The sequence below is a fragment of the Loigolactobacillus iwatensis genome (assembly GCF_003950295.1).
GTDB classification, from domain to species: domain Bacteria; phylum Bacillota; class Bacilli; order Lactobacillales; family Lactobacillaceae; genus Loigolactobacillus; species Loigolactobacillus iwatensis.
Window position 1 is genome coordinate 29839 of sequence record NZ_RHNP01000020.1, and the last position, 20613, is coordinate 50451.

General features: G+C 46.0%; 2 protein-coding genes. Both read left to right on the forward strand.

Annotated features, from left to right (window positions below):
- Position 1 precedes the first annotated feature (1 nt).
- A complete protein-coding gene (locus EKM98_RS06675; protein WP_125981469.1) occupies positions 2-6331 on the forward strand; it encodes a KxYKxGKxW signal peptide domain-containing protein in 6330 nt (2109 codons plus the stop codon).
- Between the two features lie 403 nt (positions 6332-6734).
- The gene (locus EKM98_RS06680) at positions 6735-19775 is read left to right on the forward strand and encodes an MBG domain-containing protein (protein ID WP_125981471.1); all 13041 of its coding nucleotides are present in this window, start codon (positions 6735-6737) and stop codon (positions 19773-19775) included.
- Positions 19776-20613: the final 838 nt, after the last annotated feature.

The window sequence follows — 20613 nt, forward strand, 5'->3', positions numbered from 1 at the left end:
AATGAGAAAGTTTGAGTACGATAAATTACAACGGGAACAAACCATTACGCGGTTTAAGTTATACAAAGCAAAGAAAATTTGGTTAACTACTGGGACAAGCCTAGTGATGTTTGGGGCTGGCTTGGCCTTTGCAGGGCACGCCAACGCTGCAACTACGCAATCAAGTTCAACCGAACAACAAGCCAGTTCAGCCGGAAATACAAGCAATAATAGTTCTGTAGCTAGCAGTGCCACGCTAGAAAGTGGCAGTAATTCTAGTGCTGCGACTTCGGCTACGGTTACTTCTAAGGTCACAACTGATTCTGTAGCAGCCAACGTTAGTTCCGCACCACAAAGTAGTACTGCCGTTTCCAGCACTGGTACAAGTGCTCAAGTGGATAATATTACGCCAACGTCCGTTGTTTCGGCCACGCAAAGTGCTGGCAGTGTTTCAACGGCCAAGACAGTTTCAGTTGCTAGTGCATTTGTAGCAACGGCGGCCACAGCTTCAGCGGCTGAACCAACTAATAGTCCCGTTAGTACGCCGGTAGCGGCAAGTAGTGTCGTTTCACCAGCGCCAGTCGCACGTGCTCAGGCTCGTGCACTTGCGGTTACGGCAGCTGCAACACCGCCTGATAGCACTGGTGTAAATCCTGCAACGGTTACTTTAGTACAGGGTTATACTAATGATCAATTGACGGCCGATATTACCAGCTTTACACAATCTATTGCCACTGATAGTGCGCGTTTTACTGCATTAACTGGTCAGAATTATGAAACTGCCAAGACTCCTTATACGGGTGGTTTGATTGGGCAGGCATCTGGTGCGGACAAACTCTCATTAATGGGGGAAGCAGCGGGAATGCCGGCCTCAATTAAGGTTGATGTTGCTACCTTGACCTATGAACAAGCGTGGCAAAATTATCAATTTGGGGATAATTCATCTAGTGGCAGTTCTTCAGCCAGTAGTGAAGATACCAGCTTGTACGTTAGTGTCGCCAGTAGCAGTGCGCAAGTGGCTCAAAGTGCGGCAGCTGCTGCCGCAACCTCGGCAGTAACTGCTCAAAGTGCTGCTACTGTAGCTCAAGCGGCCGCGACCAGTGATCCAAGTAATTCAGCGGTTCAATCTTTGGCCAGTCAAGCAGTAAGTGCGGCCACGGCAGCTAAAAGTGCCGCTAATGCCGCGACAACGGCGGCTAGTACCGCACAAACTAATTTTGCGGCTACTCAGGCCGCAACGACGATTGCTGCAGCAACGAGTGCTTCTAAATTAACTCAAAGTGCTACCACTACTGCCAAGACTGCTGCTACGACAGCGCAAACCCAGGCGACTATTGCAACAACAGCAGCAACTAGTGCGAAGGCCCAAGCTGACGCTGATGCTAGTGCTAATAGTAGCGCCAGCAGTAGTGCAGCCAGTTCGGCGGCTGAGAGTACAGCGAAAGTGGCCGCCATCAGTGCTGCCAGTAGTAGTGCTCAAGTAGCCCAAAGTGCCGCGAAAGCAGCTTCAACCGCCGTTGTGACCGCACAGAGTGCCGCAACTGTTGCTCAAAGTGCGGCCACCAGTGATCCAAGTAATTCAACGGTTCAATCTTTAGCCAGTCAGGCTGCAAGTGCCGCAATAGCAGCCAAGAGTGCGGCTATTGCGGCCACAACAGCAGCTAGTACGGCAGAAACTAATTTGGCCACGGCCAAGACTGCCAGCACAGCCTCCGTGGCTCAAACAGCAGCATCGGCAGCTAAAAGTGCGGCCACCAGCGCAACAATGGCGGCCAGCACGGCCCAAACTCAGGCAACTACTGCCACTTCGGCAGCGACTAGTGCCAAGGCGCAGGCTGATTCAGATGCTAGTACCAATAGTAGTGCAGCTAGTTCGGCGGCCGAGAGTACAGCGAAAGTGGCCGCCATCAGCGCAGCTAGTAGCAGTGCTCAAGTAGCTCAAAGTGCAGCGAAAGCAGCTTCAACTGCAGTTGTGACCGCACAGAGTGCCGCCACCGTTGCTCAAAGTGCCGCCACCAGTGATCCAAGTAATTCAACAGTGCAATCGTTAGCTAGTCAGGCTGCGAGTGCGGCCACGGCAGCTAAAAGTGCGGCCACAACCGCTGCCGCGTCAGCTAGTATGGCTGCAACTAACTTGACCACAGCCAAGACGGCCAGCACAAGCGCGGCGGCCCAAGTAGCAGCGTCGGCGGCTAAGAGTGCGGCCACAACCGCTACAACCGCAGCCAGTACGGCCCAAACTCAGGCAACTATTGCCACTTCAGTAGCGACTAGTGCCAAAGCGCAGGCTGATTCAGATGCTAGTACGAATAGTAGTGCGGCTAGTTCCGCGGCCGAGAGTACAGCCAAAGTGGCTGCTGTTAGTGCAGCTAGTAACAGTGCGCAGGTAGCCAAAAGTGCCGCTGCAACAGCTTCAACGGCAGTTGTAACGGCGGAAAGTGCAGCAGTAGTTGCTCAAAGTGCAGCCACCAATGATCCAAGTAATTCGGCGGTTCAATCTTTGGCTGGTCAAGCGGCGAGTGCAGCAACAGCGGCCAAAAGTGCGGCCACCGCGGCCACAATGGCAGCTAGTACAGCAGAAACTAATTTGGCCACGGCTCAGACGGCCAGTACAGCTGCTGTAGCTCAGACGGCGGCAACTGCTGCTCAAAGTGCGGCCACAATCGGCACAACGGCGGCCAGCACGGCACAAACTCTTGCAACTACTGCCAGTTCGGCAGCGACTAGTGCCAAAGCACAAGCTGATTCAGATGCAAGTACGAATAGTAGTGCCAGTAGCAGCGCGGCCAGTTCGGCGGCCGAGAGTACAGCCAAAGTGGCCGCAATTAGTGCGGCTAGTAGTAGTGCTCAGACGGCCCAAAGTGCAGCAGCTACTGCTTCAACGGCAGTTGTAACGGCGGAAAGTGCGGCAGTAGTAGCTCAAAGTGCAGCCACCAGTGATCCAAACAATTCAACAGTTCAATCCTTGGCCAGTCAAGCGACGAGTGCGGCGATAGCGGCTAAAAGTGCGGCTACGACAGCCGCAACGGCTGCTAGTATGGCAGAAACTAATTTAACCACAGCTAAGACGGCCAGTACGGCTGCTGCAGCTCAAACGGCAGCGGCAGAGGCTCAAAGTGCCGCAACTAGTGCAACTACTGCGGCCAATACTGCACAAATTCAGACGGCCAACGCCACTTTAGCGGCAACTAGTGCCAAGGCGCAAGCTGATGCTAATGCTAATAGTGGTGCCAGTAGCAGTGCAGCCAGTTCGGCGGCTGAAAGTACGGCCAAAGTGGCCGCAATTAGTGCGGCTAGTAGTAGTGCTCAAGTAGCTCAAAGTGCGGCAGCAACTGCCTCAACGGCAGTTCTATCGGCGCAGAGTGCGGTGGCAGTTGCCCAAAGTGCGGCCAATAGTGATCCAAGTAATTCGGCAGTCCAATCCTTGGCCAGCCAAGCAGTTAGTGCAGCAACGGCGGCTAAGAGTGCTGCCACGATAGCCACAATGGCAGCTAGTACAGCAGATACTAATGTGACAACGGCCAAGACGGCCAGTACGGCTGCGGCGGCTCAAACGGCCGCAACGGTGGCTAAAAGTGCAGCAACTACTGCCATGACAGCGGCTAGCACGGCCCAAATTCAGGCAACCAAAGCTACTTCAGCGGCGGTTAGTGCGAAAACCCAGGCTGATGCTAGTGCCAGTAGCAGTGCGGCCAGTTCCGCGGCTGAAAGTACGGCTAAAATGGTTGCAATTAGTGCTGCTAATAGTAGTGCTCAGGTGGCCCAAAGTGCCGCATCGACGGCCTCAACGGCAGTTGTAACGGCGCAAAGTGCGGCGGCAATTGCCCAAAGTGCAGCGACCAGTGATCCAAATAATTCGGCGGTCCAATCCTTGGCCAGTCAAGCTGCTAGTGCAGTAACGGCGGCCAAAAGTGCGGCTACTACCGCCACAACAGCCTTTAGTGCGGCGCAAACTAATTTAGCAACGGCTAAGGCTGCCAGTACGGCCGCCGCGGCCAAAACCGCAGCGACAACAGTCCAAAGTGCAGCGACCACAGCCACTACGGCGGCTAGTACGGCCAAGACGAATGCAGATGCTGCAATAACAGCAGCAACCAGTGCGAAGACCCAAGCTGACGCCGATGCTAATAGCAGTGCCAGTAGCAGTGCGGCTAGTTCGGCGGCCGAGAGTACGGCCAAAGTGACGGCAATTAGTGCAGCCAACAGTAGTGCCAAGATGGCCCAAAGTGCGGCAGCAACTGCTTCAACAGCAGTTGTAACGGCGGAAAGTGCGGCAGTAATTGCTCAAAGTGCGGCAACGAGTGATCCAAATAGTCCGGCGGTCCAATCTTTAGCTAACCAAGCTGCAAGTGCAGTAACGGCAGCCAAAAGTGCGGCCACAGTGGCAGCAACGGCAGCTAGTACGGCGCAAACTAACTTAGCGGCGGCCAAGGCTGCCAGTATGGCTACCGCGGCCCAAACGGTAGCAACGGCGGCTAAAAGTGCCGCGACCACTGCAACTACGGCGGCTAGCACGGCGTTAGTTCAGGCCAGTATTGCGACTACAGCAGCAACTAAAGCGAGGGCTCAGGCGGATGCCGATGCAAATGCTAATAGCAGTGCAGCCAGTTCGACGGCCGAGAGTACAGCTAAAGTAGCAGCAGTTAGTGCAGCTAGCAGTAGTGCCCAAGTAGCTCAAAGTGCTGCAACCATTGCGTCAACGGCAGTTGTAACGGCGCAGAGTGCAGCAACAATTGCGGAAAGTGCTGCAACAAGTGATCCAAGTAATTCAACGGTTCAGTCCTTGGCCAGTCAAGCTGCTAGTGCAGCAACGGCGGCAAAGAGTGTGGCCACCATAGCTACAACGGCAACTAGTACGGCGCAAACTAATTTGGCGACGGCTAAGGCTGCTAGTACGGCTGCCGCGGCCCAAACAGCCGCAACAGTAGCCAAAAGTGCTGCAACTAGTGCCACAATGGCGGCCAGTACGGCCCAAGTTCAAGTGACTATTGCAAGCAAAGCAGCAACTAGTGCAAAGAACCAGGCTAACGCCGATGCAAATACTAATAGTAGTGCCAGTAACAGTGCGGCCAGTTCAGCAGCTGAGAGTACGGCCAAAACGGCAGCAATTAGTGCAGCTAGTAGCAGTGCCCAAGTAGCTCAAAGTGCCACAACTACTGCTTCAGCGGCGACCGTAACGGCAGAAAGCGCAGCAGTAGTTGCTCAAAGTGCAGCCACCAGTGATCCAAGTAATTCAATGATTCAATCCTTGGCTAGTCAAGCCGCTAGTGCAGCAACGGCGGCAAAGAATGCGGCCACTATAGCTACAACGGCAGCAAGTACGGCGCAAACTAATTTAGCGGCGGCCAAGGCTGCTAGTACGGCTGCCGCGGCTCAAGCAGCTGCAACAATGGCCAAAAGTGCTGCAACTAGTGCCACAACGGCAGCCAGCACGGCCCAAGTTCAAGTGACTATTGCAGGCAAAGCAGCAACGAGTGCAAAGAACCAGGCTAACGCCGATGCAAATACTAATAGTAGTGCCAGTAACAGTGCGGCCAGTTCGGCAGCCGAGAGTACGGCCAAAGTTGCCGCAATTAGTGCAGCTAGTAGCAGTGCTCAGGTAGCCCAAAGCGCGGCAACAACGGCTTCCATGGCAGTTGTAACGGCGCAGAGTGCGGTAACAGTTGCTCAAAGTGCTGCAACAAGTGATCCAAGTAATTCGGCGGTCCAATCCTTGGCTAGTGCGGCCGTTAATGCGGTGACAACAGCTAAGAGTGCGGCAACGATGGCTACATCGGCAGCTAGTACCGCAGAAACTAATCTGGCCACGGCCAAGGCGGCCAGTACTGCAGTTGCGGCCCAAACAGCAGCGACGGCGGCTAAAGTGGCTTCGGCTACTGCGACTACAGCGGCCAACATGGCTCAGGCCCAGGCAACTACCGCAACCACTGTGGCCAATAGTGTAACCGCTCAAGTTAATGCTGATGCAGCAGCCAACACCAATAGCAGTGTCGGTAGTAACTCAAGTAGTGCTGCGTCTAGTTCGGTAGCGGTCAGTACAGCCAGTAATGCTTCTGTAAAGGAAGCAACAAGTACGGCGCCAATTGCAGCAATGACACCAGGAGCGACGGCGACTAGTAAATCAGTTACCTTAACAACTGCTCCAGCGAATAAAGAGCAATTAGGAAAGGTAGTAGCAACTAAATCGGCCATAAAACAGCAGGCACCAATAGCGACTGCTGCAACCAAGATCAAATTACCAACAACCGGTGAAACACCGCAAAGTAGTATCTTGGCCTATCTTGGTTTGGCGATTAGTAGCCTAGGACTTGTCCTAACGAATTTGTTCTACCGTAAAAATGATAAAGATTAATAAGATAATTGGGAAAAAGTGGTTTAAAAACTCGCTTTAACCTAGGAATCTACACGAAAGAGGCTATGACAAAGCAAAATTTGTTATGGCCTTTTCGTATAGATCGTAATATTCGAGATTTTAATAAGTCCCGATTTTTTTGCAAAAAGGTGAATAAAACGGAACCATGAATTCACTATTTGCAATATATTTTGGTTGTTTATGAATTATACTTACGAAGTAAACATTATGAAATCTTAATCTTTTTAAATGTTCTTAATAAATTGTGCAAGGGAGGTAACCGACCTTTTAAAGAACAGCCCGGTGGATGGTAAATCGTCATGATTGGAAAAAGTAAACGTGTAACAACGAAGTTAAGATAGAACCGAATTTATTAGTACTAGGTACCAGGGAGGAATACAGAATGAGAAGATACAATTATCGAGATATGCTTATTAGTGAAAGTAAAACTCATTATAAAATGTATAAAGCTAAAAAGCAGTGGGTTGCAATGGGAATGACTGCCTTTGGGCTTAGTTTGGGTGCCTTTGTAGCAAATCCAGCAACAAAGGCGAATGCGGCCACCGTTCCAGCCAAGGCGGCAAATAGTCAGGCTAGTAGTGGGGCGGCAACCAGCAGTGCTAGTTCGGTTGCTTTGAAGACTAGTATCACTGCCTCCAGCGCTGCTTCAAGTACAGCAAGTTCTGCGGCAAATAGCTCAGTTGCGGCATCAACGAATACTGCTGCCTCAAGTAGTACTGCTGCTCAATCAACAACTAGTGCCGCAGTCAAAACAGCTACCAATACCGCTACACAGCCGACAGCTACTAGTACAGCGGCCCAATCCACTGCTACCAGCACTCCAGCAACCACAACGGCCACTAGCTCTGCCGCCCAATCAACGGCCTCAAGTACGGCGGCTGCCACAACGGCTCAGTCAACTGCAAGTACTACTTCAAATAAGGCGGCCACAAGTACAGCTGACCAGTCCACTGCGGCTAGTAGTGTCGCTACACCCACAACACCCCAAACGACAGCAGGTCAAGTTGGTGCGACTAGCACAGCCAAGACTGACCTTGCTTCAACGGCTACCACTATTTTAACTGATCCAACAGCAACCGAACTTGCGGCCACTAAATCAGCCGCGGCAGCGAAATATGTAGCAACTGGACAGGCACAAGTAATCAATGCTAGAGCAGCGGCTAGCTCCAATTTTAGTCTGACCGATGCAACGGCAAGTACACCGATTGATATAAGTAATTATTCAAAACAACACAATGTGATAGCGACTGTCAATGCTCAAGCAGGCGATGTAATTAAAATTACAGTTCCGTGGATTTTTAGAGCAACCAGTGACAATGTTATGGGTGTTAAGACATCAACGGTTGTAGCTGATGTGACCGGACAAACCACAACTACCGCAACTAATGAGAATACTGTTTTTACTTATGTAGTAGACCAAACAGGGATTCAAACAATTAACATCGTTTTGAATTATAAGATTTCACCAAATGGTTTGTATGATAATAGTACTTATAATGTTGTGCTGACAGATAATGGCACCACGCAGTCGACTCTAACTTATACAGTTAATAATTCTAATAAACTCTCTTTTAATGGAATTATTTTAGATAAAAATCAAACTGGAACTCTAGTAATCAATCAGAACTACGCCTTTGGAGTATTTGTTGATAGCTCTGGAGTGGTTTCGAATTCATCGTGGACTGGCACACTTTCATTAGCAGTTCCGGCCGGTTTCAAGTTATTAGGTGGCCAATTAACTGGTGGAGCAGGAATTGGTGACGGTGCTATTTCTTATATTGGTTCACATTCGATTTCACATACACCTGAAACCTCTGCTATATCTATTACACAGGCCAATATTGGTGCTCCAATCATTATTAAAGAGAATTCTTCAATAATAATTGGAAATAGTCAAGCCTTAGTTACTTTTTGGGGTATGTACATGAATCCATTAGGCGGCACTGAAAATACTTTTTCGATTTCAGGCCAACTAACAAGTTATGATTCTTCGTGGGTATCCAATAATATCCAATTAATAAAAGGTGCAAGTACGCTACCATTGACGGTGAGTGCTGCAGCTAGCGATGAAAATGCAGAAGTTAGTCCCATCCTTTTTGGTGATTACGGTGTTGGTTTATCCAATAATTACGGTCAAGATGATCTTAATAATATATATTTAGATAGTGTTGGCACTAATGGTAGTAAGCAATCTACAACCAATAATTATTCGTTTACATCTGATAGTCGATATGCAGCTATTTTAAATACTGGGAACGTTGCCCAAACTAATGCAAAATTATCAATTAATTTAGAACCTGGATCTGAAGCACTCTATAATTCAACTAAAAAGCAATATTACTATGTACTTGGCCCTGGTACAAATATTTATAATACTCTGAACTCAATTACTTTAACGGACACAAACGGTAACCAAACTAGTTACACTACTAATGATCTAATTGATGGGGATACTTTATTCTTACCTACCGGGCAGGATGGTAGTGATGTTCAAAATATTACTATAGTATGGAATCAGATTTTACCAGGAGTTCAAGTTGGTATTCAATACATGTCGAATGCCATTTTGACTTCCAAAACGATTGATGATGTGGCGAACTATACGTATAACTATTCCAGTGACCAAATTACCACACCGATTGAAAGTACTCAGAGTTTAACAATTGTGGACGCCCCTGAAATACCTTTTTCAACATCTATTGAAGAATCACGGAGTACACTTCCTTCTGGATCTTATCGTCCTGGAGATACATTTTATAGTGAATTTTTGATTTTGACTAGTCGTGGTGGAAATCTGGGGACCTACTATCTAACAATTCCACAGGGATTTGATTTTTCTTCGATTACTAAGTATCCTACAAATAATTTTAATGCTAAATTATTACCAGATTTCAATGATTATTTAACAGATCTCGGATATATCGGTCCAAATGGTGATCGTGTTTTAAAGTTGGATCTATCATCAATTAATAGTGATTCGTTTATTAATAGTGCTACAGTTAATAATTCTAATGGTTTTTATTTGAAATTGATGGTTAATCAGGATGCACTGCCATTAACGGCCACCGTAAATTTTAGCGATGTAGTCCAAATTGCTGATAATGATTCTTATACTTTATATTCAGGTCAAAAGGCTTATGAGATGCAGTATGGTGATCAAACGGTTGAGGTTATTTCACCAAGTGAGCACTCCGGAGATTTTTACGGTAATAGTAATTATCAAATTGTTGTTCCATCATTCATGGGTTCACAAGATGGCATTGATGATCCAATGACGGCCAAGAATACATTCTTAGATTATGATTCAGCTGATTCAGATAATACAACGGCTCGCTTTAGTGCCGGAGCAACAACTGCTACTAGTGATGATATTAATAGTAGTACGGTTCAGATGGTGACGGTTAATGGAACCGATCAGTCCTCACCGTGGACACAGAATTTAATCAATTTACCCAATTCTGCCAATAAGGCAGCCTTTAATTTGATTTTAACTGGTGCGGGAACCATTGAAGCGCAAACGGCCGCTGGAGATGCACAATTGCTTTATTCTACCGAGAATATAACGGCGGTTGCTGGTGAAAAAATTGATCAATCTGGTTTTTTAACCGCTGATCAAGTGACTGATTGGTCGACTATTAAATCAATTCTGATGACCACTGGTTCATTGGTTGCAGGTGATCTGGCCGTTGCTTGGTTACCAGTTCAGGTGCAAGATATCAATGATGTACCAGTTGATAGTTCGGCGACCTTTAGTTCAGTGTTCAAGGCAGAAAATACCGTGGATAATTCGATTCTTGAATCAGGGCAAACTATGAACGCCAAAGTTGTGGCTACGAGTATTGTTACAACAAAATGGATTCAAGAAAGTGCTGACGGCACGTTAACTGAAATTAAGCCCGCAAATACTACGGCCTATGAAGTTGGGGATGATTACACAACAACGCCCTTAGCGATCGGTGATATTCCTGTAGGCTACATGCTGGATTCGACACCAACGAATGCAACTGGGACAACTGGTAAGGATCCAATCATCGTTACTTACTTGTATGTGGTTCAAGCACAGCGTGTGAACATTCATTATATTAATGTGACTGGTTCCAAGAAGACTAGTGGCTGGAAAGCTGCCGATGGGACCGAGCTAATAGATGCTGAGCAAAAGTTGACCGGTAATTCTAGTGCAACTTACACTAACACAATTGGTGTGCCAACTAATTATCAATTGGCCAAAGGAACTATGACCGCTGGTGGTTCTTATGATGCCGGAGCTGCAACAGGGACGTACGATACGGACTTTACGACCGACCAAGATTACTACGTTTACGTTAAGGATGACACAGTCACTGAGACGCCAACTGATAATCCCGATAATTATGATCTAACTAAAGATGTTAATGAAACAATTACCTATGTTTATGAAGATGGGACTACTGCGGCGGGTGACCATACGGATAAGGTCAGCTTTACCCGAACAGCCACTAAAGATCTCGTAACTGGCGATGTTACTTATACCGATTGGGTAGCCACCGATAAAGATACAACCTTTGATGCAGTCACCAGTCCAACAATTAAGGGTTACACCGCCGATCAACCAACTGTTGCGGCTGTAACTGGTTTAACTGAGGCTAGTACCGATGTAACTAAGAAAGTAACTTACGGAATTGCCGATGGTGCGATTGTTATTGAGGATAATACTAAGGTTTATGATAACGATCCAACCACTGATCCAACTTATACAGTAACCTTACCAACTGGCATCGTAGCACCAACTTGGACGGCTGATGACTTTACGGCGCCAAGTAGTCAAGATGCTAGTGATACTGCTTATAGTGTGAGCTTAAGTACTAAAGGCCAGGATGATTTAAAGGCCGCCAATCCTAATTTTAGTTTTACAACGGCTATGATTACGGCTGGGGCTTTAACAATTACACCAGCTTTGATCACAATTGCTGGACCAGAATTAAATAAGACCTATGATGGTAAAGCTTATACAGGTAAAGGCAATGTTGCTGTTATTACTGGTGTTCCAGCTAGTGGCAGTGCACCTGATTTTGATTTAGGTGATTTAAGTGACGATATCAATGTTGGTACTTACATCATTGCGGTAACGGCAGATGCAGCTAAGAATGGTAATTATAAGATTACGACCACACCTGGACATTTGACGATTACGCCACAAGGTTTAGAAACCGTACCACCAAATACACCAACGACTCCAACTAATCCTGACGATCCAAGTCAGAATCCGCAGTTAACGGCTTCAGTTGTCGTTCAAGGTGCAACCAAGGTTTACGATGGTGATGCTAGTACTGATCCAAACACCTTTACTGTTTTGGCACCAAGTAACTACGCTGATTTTGTTATTCCAACTTTAACGGCGGATGATTTTGATTTAAGTAATCTGACTAGCCAAAATGTGGGTAGTTATAGCCTGACTTTAAGTGCCAGTGGGTTGCAGAAGTTACAAGCCGCTAACACGAACTATAAATTTGACTTAACTGACGTTCAAAATGGTCTATTCGTGATCACACCAGCGTCAATTACGATCACCGCACCAACAGTCTCGAAGACTTATGATGGTCAGGGTTATACAACTGCCTTAACAGGTGACGTTACTGGTGTACCGGATAAAGGGCTAGCACCAGATTATAGTTTGACCGATGTGACTGGGGATAAAGATGTTAATGATTATGATATTAACGTCACAACACCTAATACGGCTGACAACAGTAATTACACAATTACAGCCGTTGCCGGTAAGTTGTCGATCACGCCAGCTGGTTTAGATGTGACACCACCAAATACACCCGAAAATCCAACCAATCCTGACGAACCAGGTAAGAATCCACAGTTAGCGACTTCCGTTGTGGTTCAAGGTGGCACCAAGGTTTACGATGGTGACGCTAGCACCGATCCAACCACTTATACTGTTTTAGCACCAAGTAACTATCCTGATTTTGTTGTTCCAACCTTAACCGCTGATGATTTCGATTTAAGTGGCATTGATAGTCAGAATGTTGGTAATTACGTGGTTACTTTAAGTGCCAGTGGTTTGAAGAAGTTACAGGACGCTAACACAAACTATAAATTTGATTTAACCGATGTTCAGAATGGCTTATTCGTCATTACCCAAGCACCAGTAACCATCACGGCACCAACGTTAAACAAGACTTATGATGGCCAACCTTATACAGGGACAGATGATGTGGCCCAAGTTACCGGGGTACCAAGCAACGGGGTAGATTTAACTTATAGCTTGACCGACTTAAGCCAAGATATTAACGCTGATAGTTATGCCATCGACGTTATTGCAACGGCTGACGATAATCCAAATTATAAGATTACGACCACACCAGGTCAGTTAACGATTACGCCACAAAGCTTAGAGGTCACACCACCAAATACACCAACGAACCCAACTAATCCGGACAATCCTGGTCAGAATCCGCAGTTAACGGCTTCCGTTGTGGTTCAAGGTGGTACCAAGATTTACGATGGTGACGCTAGTACGGATCCAACCACCTTTACCGTTTTAGCACCAAGTAACTACGCCGACTTTGTTATTCCCGATTTAACGGCCGATGATTTTGATTTAAGTGATTTGAACAGCCAGAATGTGGGTAACTACGTGGTTACTTTGAATGCTAGTGGCTTGAAGAAGTTACAGGATGCGAATACAAATTATAAATTTGATGCGACTGACGTTCAGAATGGTTTGTTTGCCATTACGCCGGCACCAATTACGATCACGGCACCAACAGTTTCAAAGGCCTATGATGGTCAAGGTTATACAACTGCCTTAACGGGCACCGTTAGTGGTGTACCAGCTAAAGGCCTAACCCCAGATTATAGTCTGACTGATGTTAGTGGTGACTCGGTAGTTGGTGAATACGATATTAAGGTCACAACACCAAATACGGCCGGTAACAGTAACTACACGATTACAACAGCGCCAGGTAAATTGACGATCAACTCAGTTGTTGATGGCATTACAGTTAGTCTGGGCACGCAAGAAAAGTTGTATGACGGCGATGCTAGTACCGATCCAACCATGTATCAAGTTAGTTTATCCAATGGTTTAGTTGCCCCAACTTGGACGACGGACGATTTTGACTTTAGTGGGATTACCAGTCAAAACGTTGGTACCTATAACGTGACTTTAAGTGCCCAAGGGTTATCTGATTTACGCGCGGCTAATTTAAATTACACGATTACCGCAGCGGAGATTGGCACTGGTAGTTTCAAGATTACACCAGCTCCAGTGACGATCACAGCACCAACAGTTTCCAAGACTTATGATGGCAAACCTTATAGTAGTGATCTAACTGCTACTTTGACTGGTGTACCAACTAAAGGGGACCAACCCGTTTATAGTTTGACTGATGTTAGTGCCGATGTTGCGGCCGGCGAGTATGAGCTTAATGTCAACGCCGATGCTACAGCTAACAGCAACTACACAATTACAACTGTTGCTGGTAAATTAACAATTACACCACAAGGCTTAGACGTCACACCACCAAATACACCAACAAACCCAACTAATCCGGAAGACCCTGGTCAAAATCCGCAGTTAACGGCTTCGGTTGTGGTTCAAGGTGGCACTAAGGTTTACGATGGTGACGCTAGTACTGATCCAACAACGTTTACTGTTTTGGCACCAAGTAACTACGCCGACTTCGTTATTCCAGATTTAACGGCCGATGATTTTGATTTAAGTGATTTGAACAGCCAGAATGTGGGCAACTACGTGGTCAACTTAAGTGCCAGTGGTCTGCAGAAGTTGCAAGCGGCTAACACGAATTACAAGTTTGACTTAACCGACGTTCAGAATGGCCTGTTTGCCATTACGCCGGCACCAATTACGATCACGGCACCATCAGTTTCAAAGACCTATGATGGTCAACCTTATAGTGGTGCTTTAACGGCCACGGTAGACGGAGTGCCAGCTAAGGGCCTAGCACCAGATTACAGTTTGACCAACCTTAACGGTTACACAACGGTTGGGGATTACGATATCAATGTATTAACAACTAATACTGCTGATAACAGTAACTACAAGATAACGGTAGAACCTGGGAAGTTATCAATTACGGCGGCTGAGCTAGACGTGACACCACCAAATACACCAGAAAGCCCAACTAATCCTGGCGATCCAGGTCAGAATCCGCAGTTAGCGACTTCCGTCGTGGTTCAAGGTGGTACCAAGGTTTACGATGGTGACGCTTCAACTGACTTAACGACTTATACGGTTTTAGCACCAAGCAAAGATACTGACTTTATTATTCCTGATTTAACCGCTGATGATTTCGATTTAAGCGGCATTGACAGTCAAAATGTTGGCAATTACGTGGTTACTTTAAGTGCTAGTGGCTTGAAGAAGTTACAGGACGCTAACACGAACTACAAATTTGACTTAACCGATGTTCAAAATGGGTTATTCGTCATCACGCCAGCGCCAATCACAATCACGGCACCAAGTGCGTCTAAGACTTACGATGGTCAACCTTATACCGGTGCTTTAACGGCTACGGTTGCCGGAGTACCAAGTGCCGGGGTTACACCAGTTTACAGCTTGGGTGATTTAAGTCAGGATGTTAACGCTGGTAGCTACGATATCAATGTTAATGCAACAGCCAGTGATAATTCGAACTACACGATTACGAAAATGCCTGGTAAGTTAACGATTACACCAAAGGGCTTAGATGTGACACCACCAAATACACCAGAAACACCAACTAATCCTGGCGATCCGGGTAATAATCCGCAATTAGCAGCTTCAGTTGTGGTTCAAGGTGGCACTAAAGTTTACGATGGTGACGCGGCAACTGATCAGACAAATTACACCGTTTTAGCACCAAGTGAGGATACTGATTTCGTTGTACCAGATTTAACGGCAGCTGATTTCGATTTAAGTGGTATTAACAGCCAGAATGTAGGCAACTACGCGGTTACCTTGAACGCTACTGGTTTACAGAAGTTACAGGCTGCTAATCCAAACTATGACTTTGATAATACCAACGTTCAAAATGGTTTGTTTGTCATTACACCAGCACCAGTGACGATTACGGCGCCATCTGTTAGCAAGACCTATGATGGCCAAGCATATAGTGGCAAGGTCACCGCAACAGTTACCGGCGTACCAACAAAGGGAGCAAACGTCAGTTACGATTTAAGTGATCTCAGTTCAGATGTTGCAGTCGGTAACTATGAGATTGACGTTGCAGCAGACGCGGCGGCTAATTCAAACTACACGATTAAGACGGAAAAAGGCCAGTTAAGCATTACACCAGCTGGTTTAGATGTGACACCACCAAATACACCAGCGAATCCGACTAATCCTGATAATCCAGGTCAAAATCCGCAATTAGCGGCCTCAGTTGTGGTTCAAGGTGGGACCAAGGTTTACGATGGTGACGCAAGTACTGATCCAACCACGTTTACTGTTTTGGCACCAAGTAAAGATACTGATTTTGTCGTACCAGATTTAACGGCTGCTGACTTTGATTTAAGTGGTATCGACAGTCAAAACGTTGGTAACTACGTGGTTAACCTAAGCGCTAGTGGATTGAAGAAGTTACAGGCTGCTAATCCAAACTATGACTTTGATTTAACGAATGTTCAGAATGGTTTATTCGTCATTACACCAGCAGCAATTACGATCACGGCACCAACTGTGTCCAAGACCTATGACGGTAAGGCTTATAGTGGTGCATTAACGGCCACAGCGGCTGGCGTTCCAGCTTCAGGGGTAGCGCCAGTATACAGTTTGACTGATTTGAGTCAGGATGTTAACGCTGGTAGTTATGCTATCAATGTTAACGCAACAGCCGATGATAATTCGAACTACAAGATTACCACTGAACTAGGTCAGTTAACCATCACGCCACAAAGCTTAGAGGTAACACCACCAAATACGCCAGCGAACCCAACGAATCCTGATGATCCAAGTCAGAATCCACAGTTAACGGCTTCGGTCGTCGTTCAAGGCGCAACGAAAGTTTACGATGGTGATGCTAGTACTGATCCAACCACTTATACCGTTTTGGCACCAAGTAACTATTCTGATTTCGTTATGCCAATCTTAACGGCTAGTGATTTTGATTTAAGTGATGTAAACAGCCAGAATGTGGGTAACTACAGTGTGACTTTAAACGCAAGTGGTTTGAAGAAATTGCAGGATGCCAACACGAACTACAAGTTTGATTTAACTGATGTTCAAAATGGCCTGTTTGTCATTACGCCAGCACCAATTACCATCAAAGCACCAAGTGTGTCCAAGACCTATGATGGTCAAGGCTACACTGCTGATTTAACGGCTACCGTAGCTGGTGTACCAACTAAGGGCTTAGCACCAGATTATAGTTTGACTAATGTTAGTGGTGATGCGGCAGTAGGTGATTATGATATTAACGTCACAACACCAAACACTGCTGATAATAGCAATTACAAGATCACGACAAATCCTGGTAGCTTAACCATTACGCCAGCCGGTTTAGACGTGACACCACCAAATACGCCAGAAAAGCCAACGAACCCTGACAATCCAAGTCAGAATCCACAATTAGCAGGTTCAGTTGTGGTTCAAGGGGCAACTAAGGTTTACGACGGTGATGCCAGCACTGATCCAACCACGTTTACTGTTTTAGCACCAAGCAAAGATACCAATTTCGTCGTACCAGATTTAACGGCGGCTGATTTTGATTTAAGTGGTATCAACAGTCAAAACGTTGGTAATTACACGGTTACTTTAAACGCAACTGGTTTGAAGAAATTACAGGCCGCTAATCCAAACTATGATTTTGATAGTACAAATGTTCAAAATGGTTTATTCGTGATTACGCCAGCGGCAGTCACAATCACCGCACCATCTGTTAGCAAGACCTATGATGGCCAAGCTTACACTGGTGATTTGAAGACAACTGTTTCTGGCGTACCAACAAAGGGAACTAGCCTTAAATACACGTTAAGTGATTTAAGCAAGGACACTGCGGTTGGTCAATACGCGATTAACGTTAATCAAACCGCTAGTGATAATTCAAATTATAAGGTTAGCGTTGTAGCCGGCCAGTTAACGATTACGGCCGCTGCTGATTATAGTTTAACCACTAACTACGTTGATGAAACAGGTAAACAAGTTGCAACTAGTGATAGTAAAACTGATTTAAGTTTCGGTGATGCTTACACAACGACGGCCAAGGTCGTGAACGGCTACTACTTAACGGCAGTACCAAGTAACGCCAAAGGTACAATCGGCAAGGGTGACTTAACCGTTACCTACGTTTACAACAAGGTTGGTAGCTACATCATCACACCACCAAACGGTGGCAGTGAAACGGATGTTCCTTATCCCAATGATCCTGCTGATCCTGGTAAGGTCACCACACCAACGACACCAATCGTGCCAAGTGTGCCTGGTGAAACCCCAGTTGGACCAAATGGTGATCCATTAACGCCATCTGGTGACGGCTACTTGCCACCAGCAACACCAGCTGATCCCGGCAAAGATACAACCATCACTTATGTCGCCAACGATTACGGCGTGACGGTCAATTACGTTGATCAAAACGGCAAACAAGTAGCGCCAAGTGAGACGCAGACGAAGTTGCACGATGGTGATGATTACACGACAACCGCCAAAGTTGTTAATGGTTACTACTTAACGGCCGTACCAAGCAATGCTAAAGGCACAATTGGTACCAGTGATTTAACCGTTACCTACGTTTACAACAAGGTTGGTAGCTATGTGATTACGCCACCAAACGGCGGCAGTGAAACGGATGTTCCTTATCCAAACGATCCGGATAATCCTGGTAAGGTCACCACCCCAACGACACCAATCGTGCCAAGTGAACCTGGTGAAACCCCAGTCGGACCAAATGGTGATCCATTAACCCCATCTGGTGACGGCTACTTGCCACCAGCAACACCAGCTGATCCAGGCAAAGATACAACCATCACTTATGTCGCCAACGATTATGGTGTGACGGTCAATTACGTTGATCAAAACGGTAAACAAGTAGCGCCAAGTGAGACGCAGACGAAGTTGCACGATGGCGATGATTACACGACAACTGCCAAAGTTGTTAATGGTTACTACTTAACGGCCGTACCAGGCAATGCTAAAGGCACAATTGGTACCAGTGATTTAACCGTTACCTACGTTTACAACAAGGTTGGTAGCTATGTGATTACGCCACCAAACGGCGGCAGTGAAACGGATGTTCCTTATCCAAATGATCCGGATAATCCTGGTAAAGTCACCACACCAACGACACCAATCGTGCCAAGTGAACCTGGTGAAACACCAGTTGGACCAGACGGTGATCCATTAACGCCAGCTGGCGATGGCTACTTGCCACCAGCAGTACCGGCTGATCCAGGCACGGATACGTCAATCACGTATACCAAGGATGATCAAACGGCAACTGTGACGTACATTGATGACGATACCGGTCAAGTATTAACGAGTGATAGTCTTACAGGTAAATCTGGCGCAACCATTAGTTATAGTACGGCTGCTAAGATTGCTAGTTACACACAAAAGGGCTACCAGTTAGTGAGTGATGGCTTCAGTGGCACGCCAGTCTTTGATGACGACACCACAGCTACCCAGAACTTCGAAGTTCACTTTAAACAGGGTCAAGCAACGGCAACACCAGCTAACCCCGGAACACCTGGTGCACCAATTGATAGCACGAATCCAGATGGACCAAAGTGGCCTGATGGCACAACCGAAACTGATTTGGTGCACAACGTGACTGAGACGATCCATTATGTTGACAATAACGGTAAGACTTTAGTGCCTGACAAGGTTGATACGGTAACCTTCACGCGGACGGCAGTTGTTAATGAAGTCACCGGCAAGTTAACTTATACACCTTGGACGGCAACTAATGGTGACACTAGCTTCGATGCGCAAAACACACCAACGGTTAGTGGTTACACGCCAAGTCAAAGCACCATCGCTGCTGTAACTGGGCTAACAGCAACAAGTTCGGATATTGTCAAGACAGTCGTTTACGCAGAGAAGACAGCCCAAACAGTTGTGACTCCAGCAACACCGACAACACCTACGACAACGCCAGCTAAAGTCGTCACACCAACTGTTAAAACGCCAACTGAACAATCAGTGACGCCAACCGTTAAGGCAACGACAGAAAAGACTGTTCCAACAGCTGCCAAAGCAACACCACAAGTAGCAACTACGCAGAAGACAGTCAAAACGGCGAAGGCAATACCAAAGACAACTAAACCTGTCTCCACGGCGGCAGTTAAGGCAGCCACTTCTGATAACGGTCAGAAACGCTTGCCACAAACTGGTGACGCCAAGGAAGGCTGGTTGGCCGAAGTTGGCCTAGCCATGTTAGGCTCCATTGGTTTACTAGGTGCAGCCAAACGACGGAAACACGATGAAGATAGTAATTAACAAACACTAATTCACCTAAGGTACGAGAAAAAGCACATCAACTTAATCTAAGTTGATGTGCTTTTTTGTGCTCTGAATTTGTGAATTACAGGAAGTATTTTTATGCGACTATTTATTATTTTTGTGATCAAATTAACCGCCTTTAGAAGGTTAGTTTTTGCTAAGGAAGGTTAAAAAGAGGTGATTGTGCAGCCTTAACTTTAATTGATTACCAGAATAAGCGGCTAAAAGAATTGGTAACGGTCTTGCGTCGGCAGGGCTGAATAACGGCGCTTTTCTTGTATGCTAAGTCAACTATATTATAAAATGTTTATGAAAATTGATTTATGGATAAGACATTGGCTAGAGATCTTTTAGATGAAATCCTATCATGAAATAGTCATTATTTAATGATTATCTGATAGTTTGGAAAACTTCAGGCCGTGAATTAAGTGGCGCTTATTTTTAATCTTGCTAATCCCTCCTATGATTGAAAAAAATAAATAGTTCCTATTTTTGGCCAATTTTGGCTAAAGATGGGGATTCATTGGTAGTGAATAATCAAGCGGATTGGGCTAAAATTTAAGTATTGGCAGTTGGAGTTAGCAAAATAAAAAAATCAATTAATGATGATTAATTGGCGCTTAGTTGATTAAAGTTTTAATAATTAAGCTGTCAAAAAATAAATAAAAAAATAATGGTAATTGAATGAAAACTTAAAGCAGGTTTAGAAATTAATTTCACAAGTAGTTTCTGGCCAATTAAGTCACAAAAAATTATTTGCCGGATTTACAATCTAAGTGCAACACCTAAATAACTAGACCAAAAAGGCCATGAAGCCTTAAACTTATAAGCGACG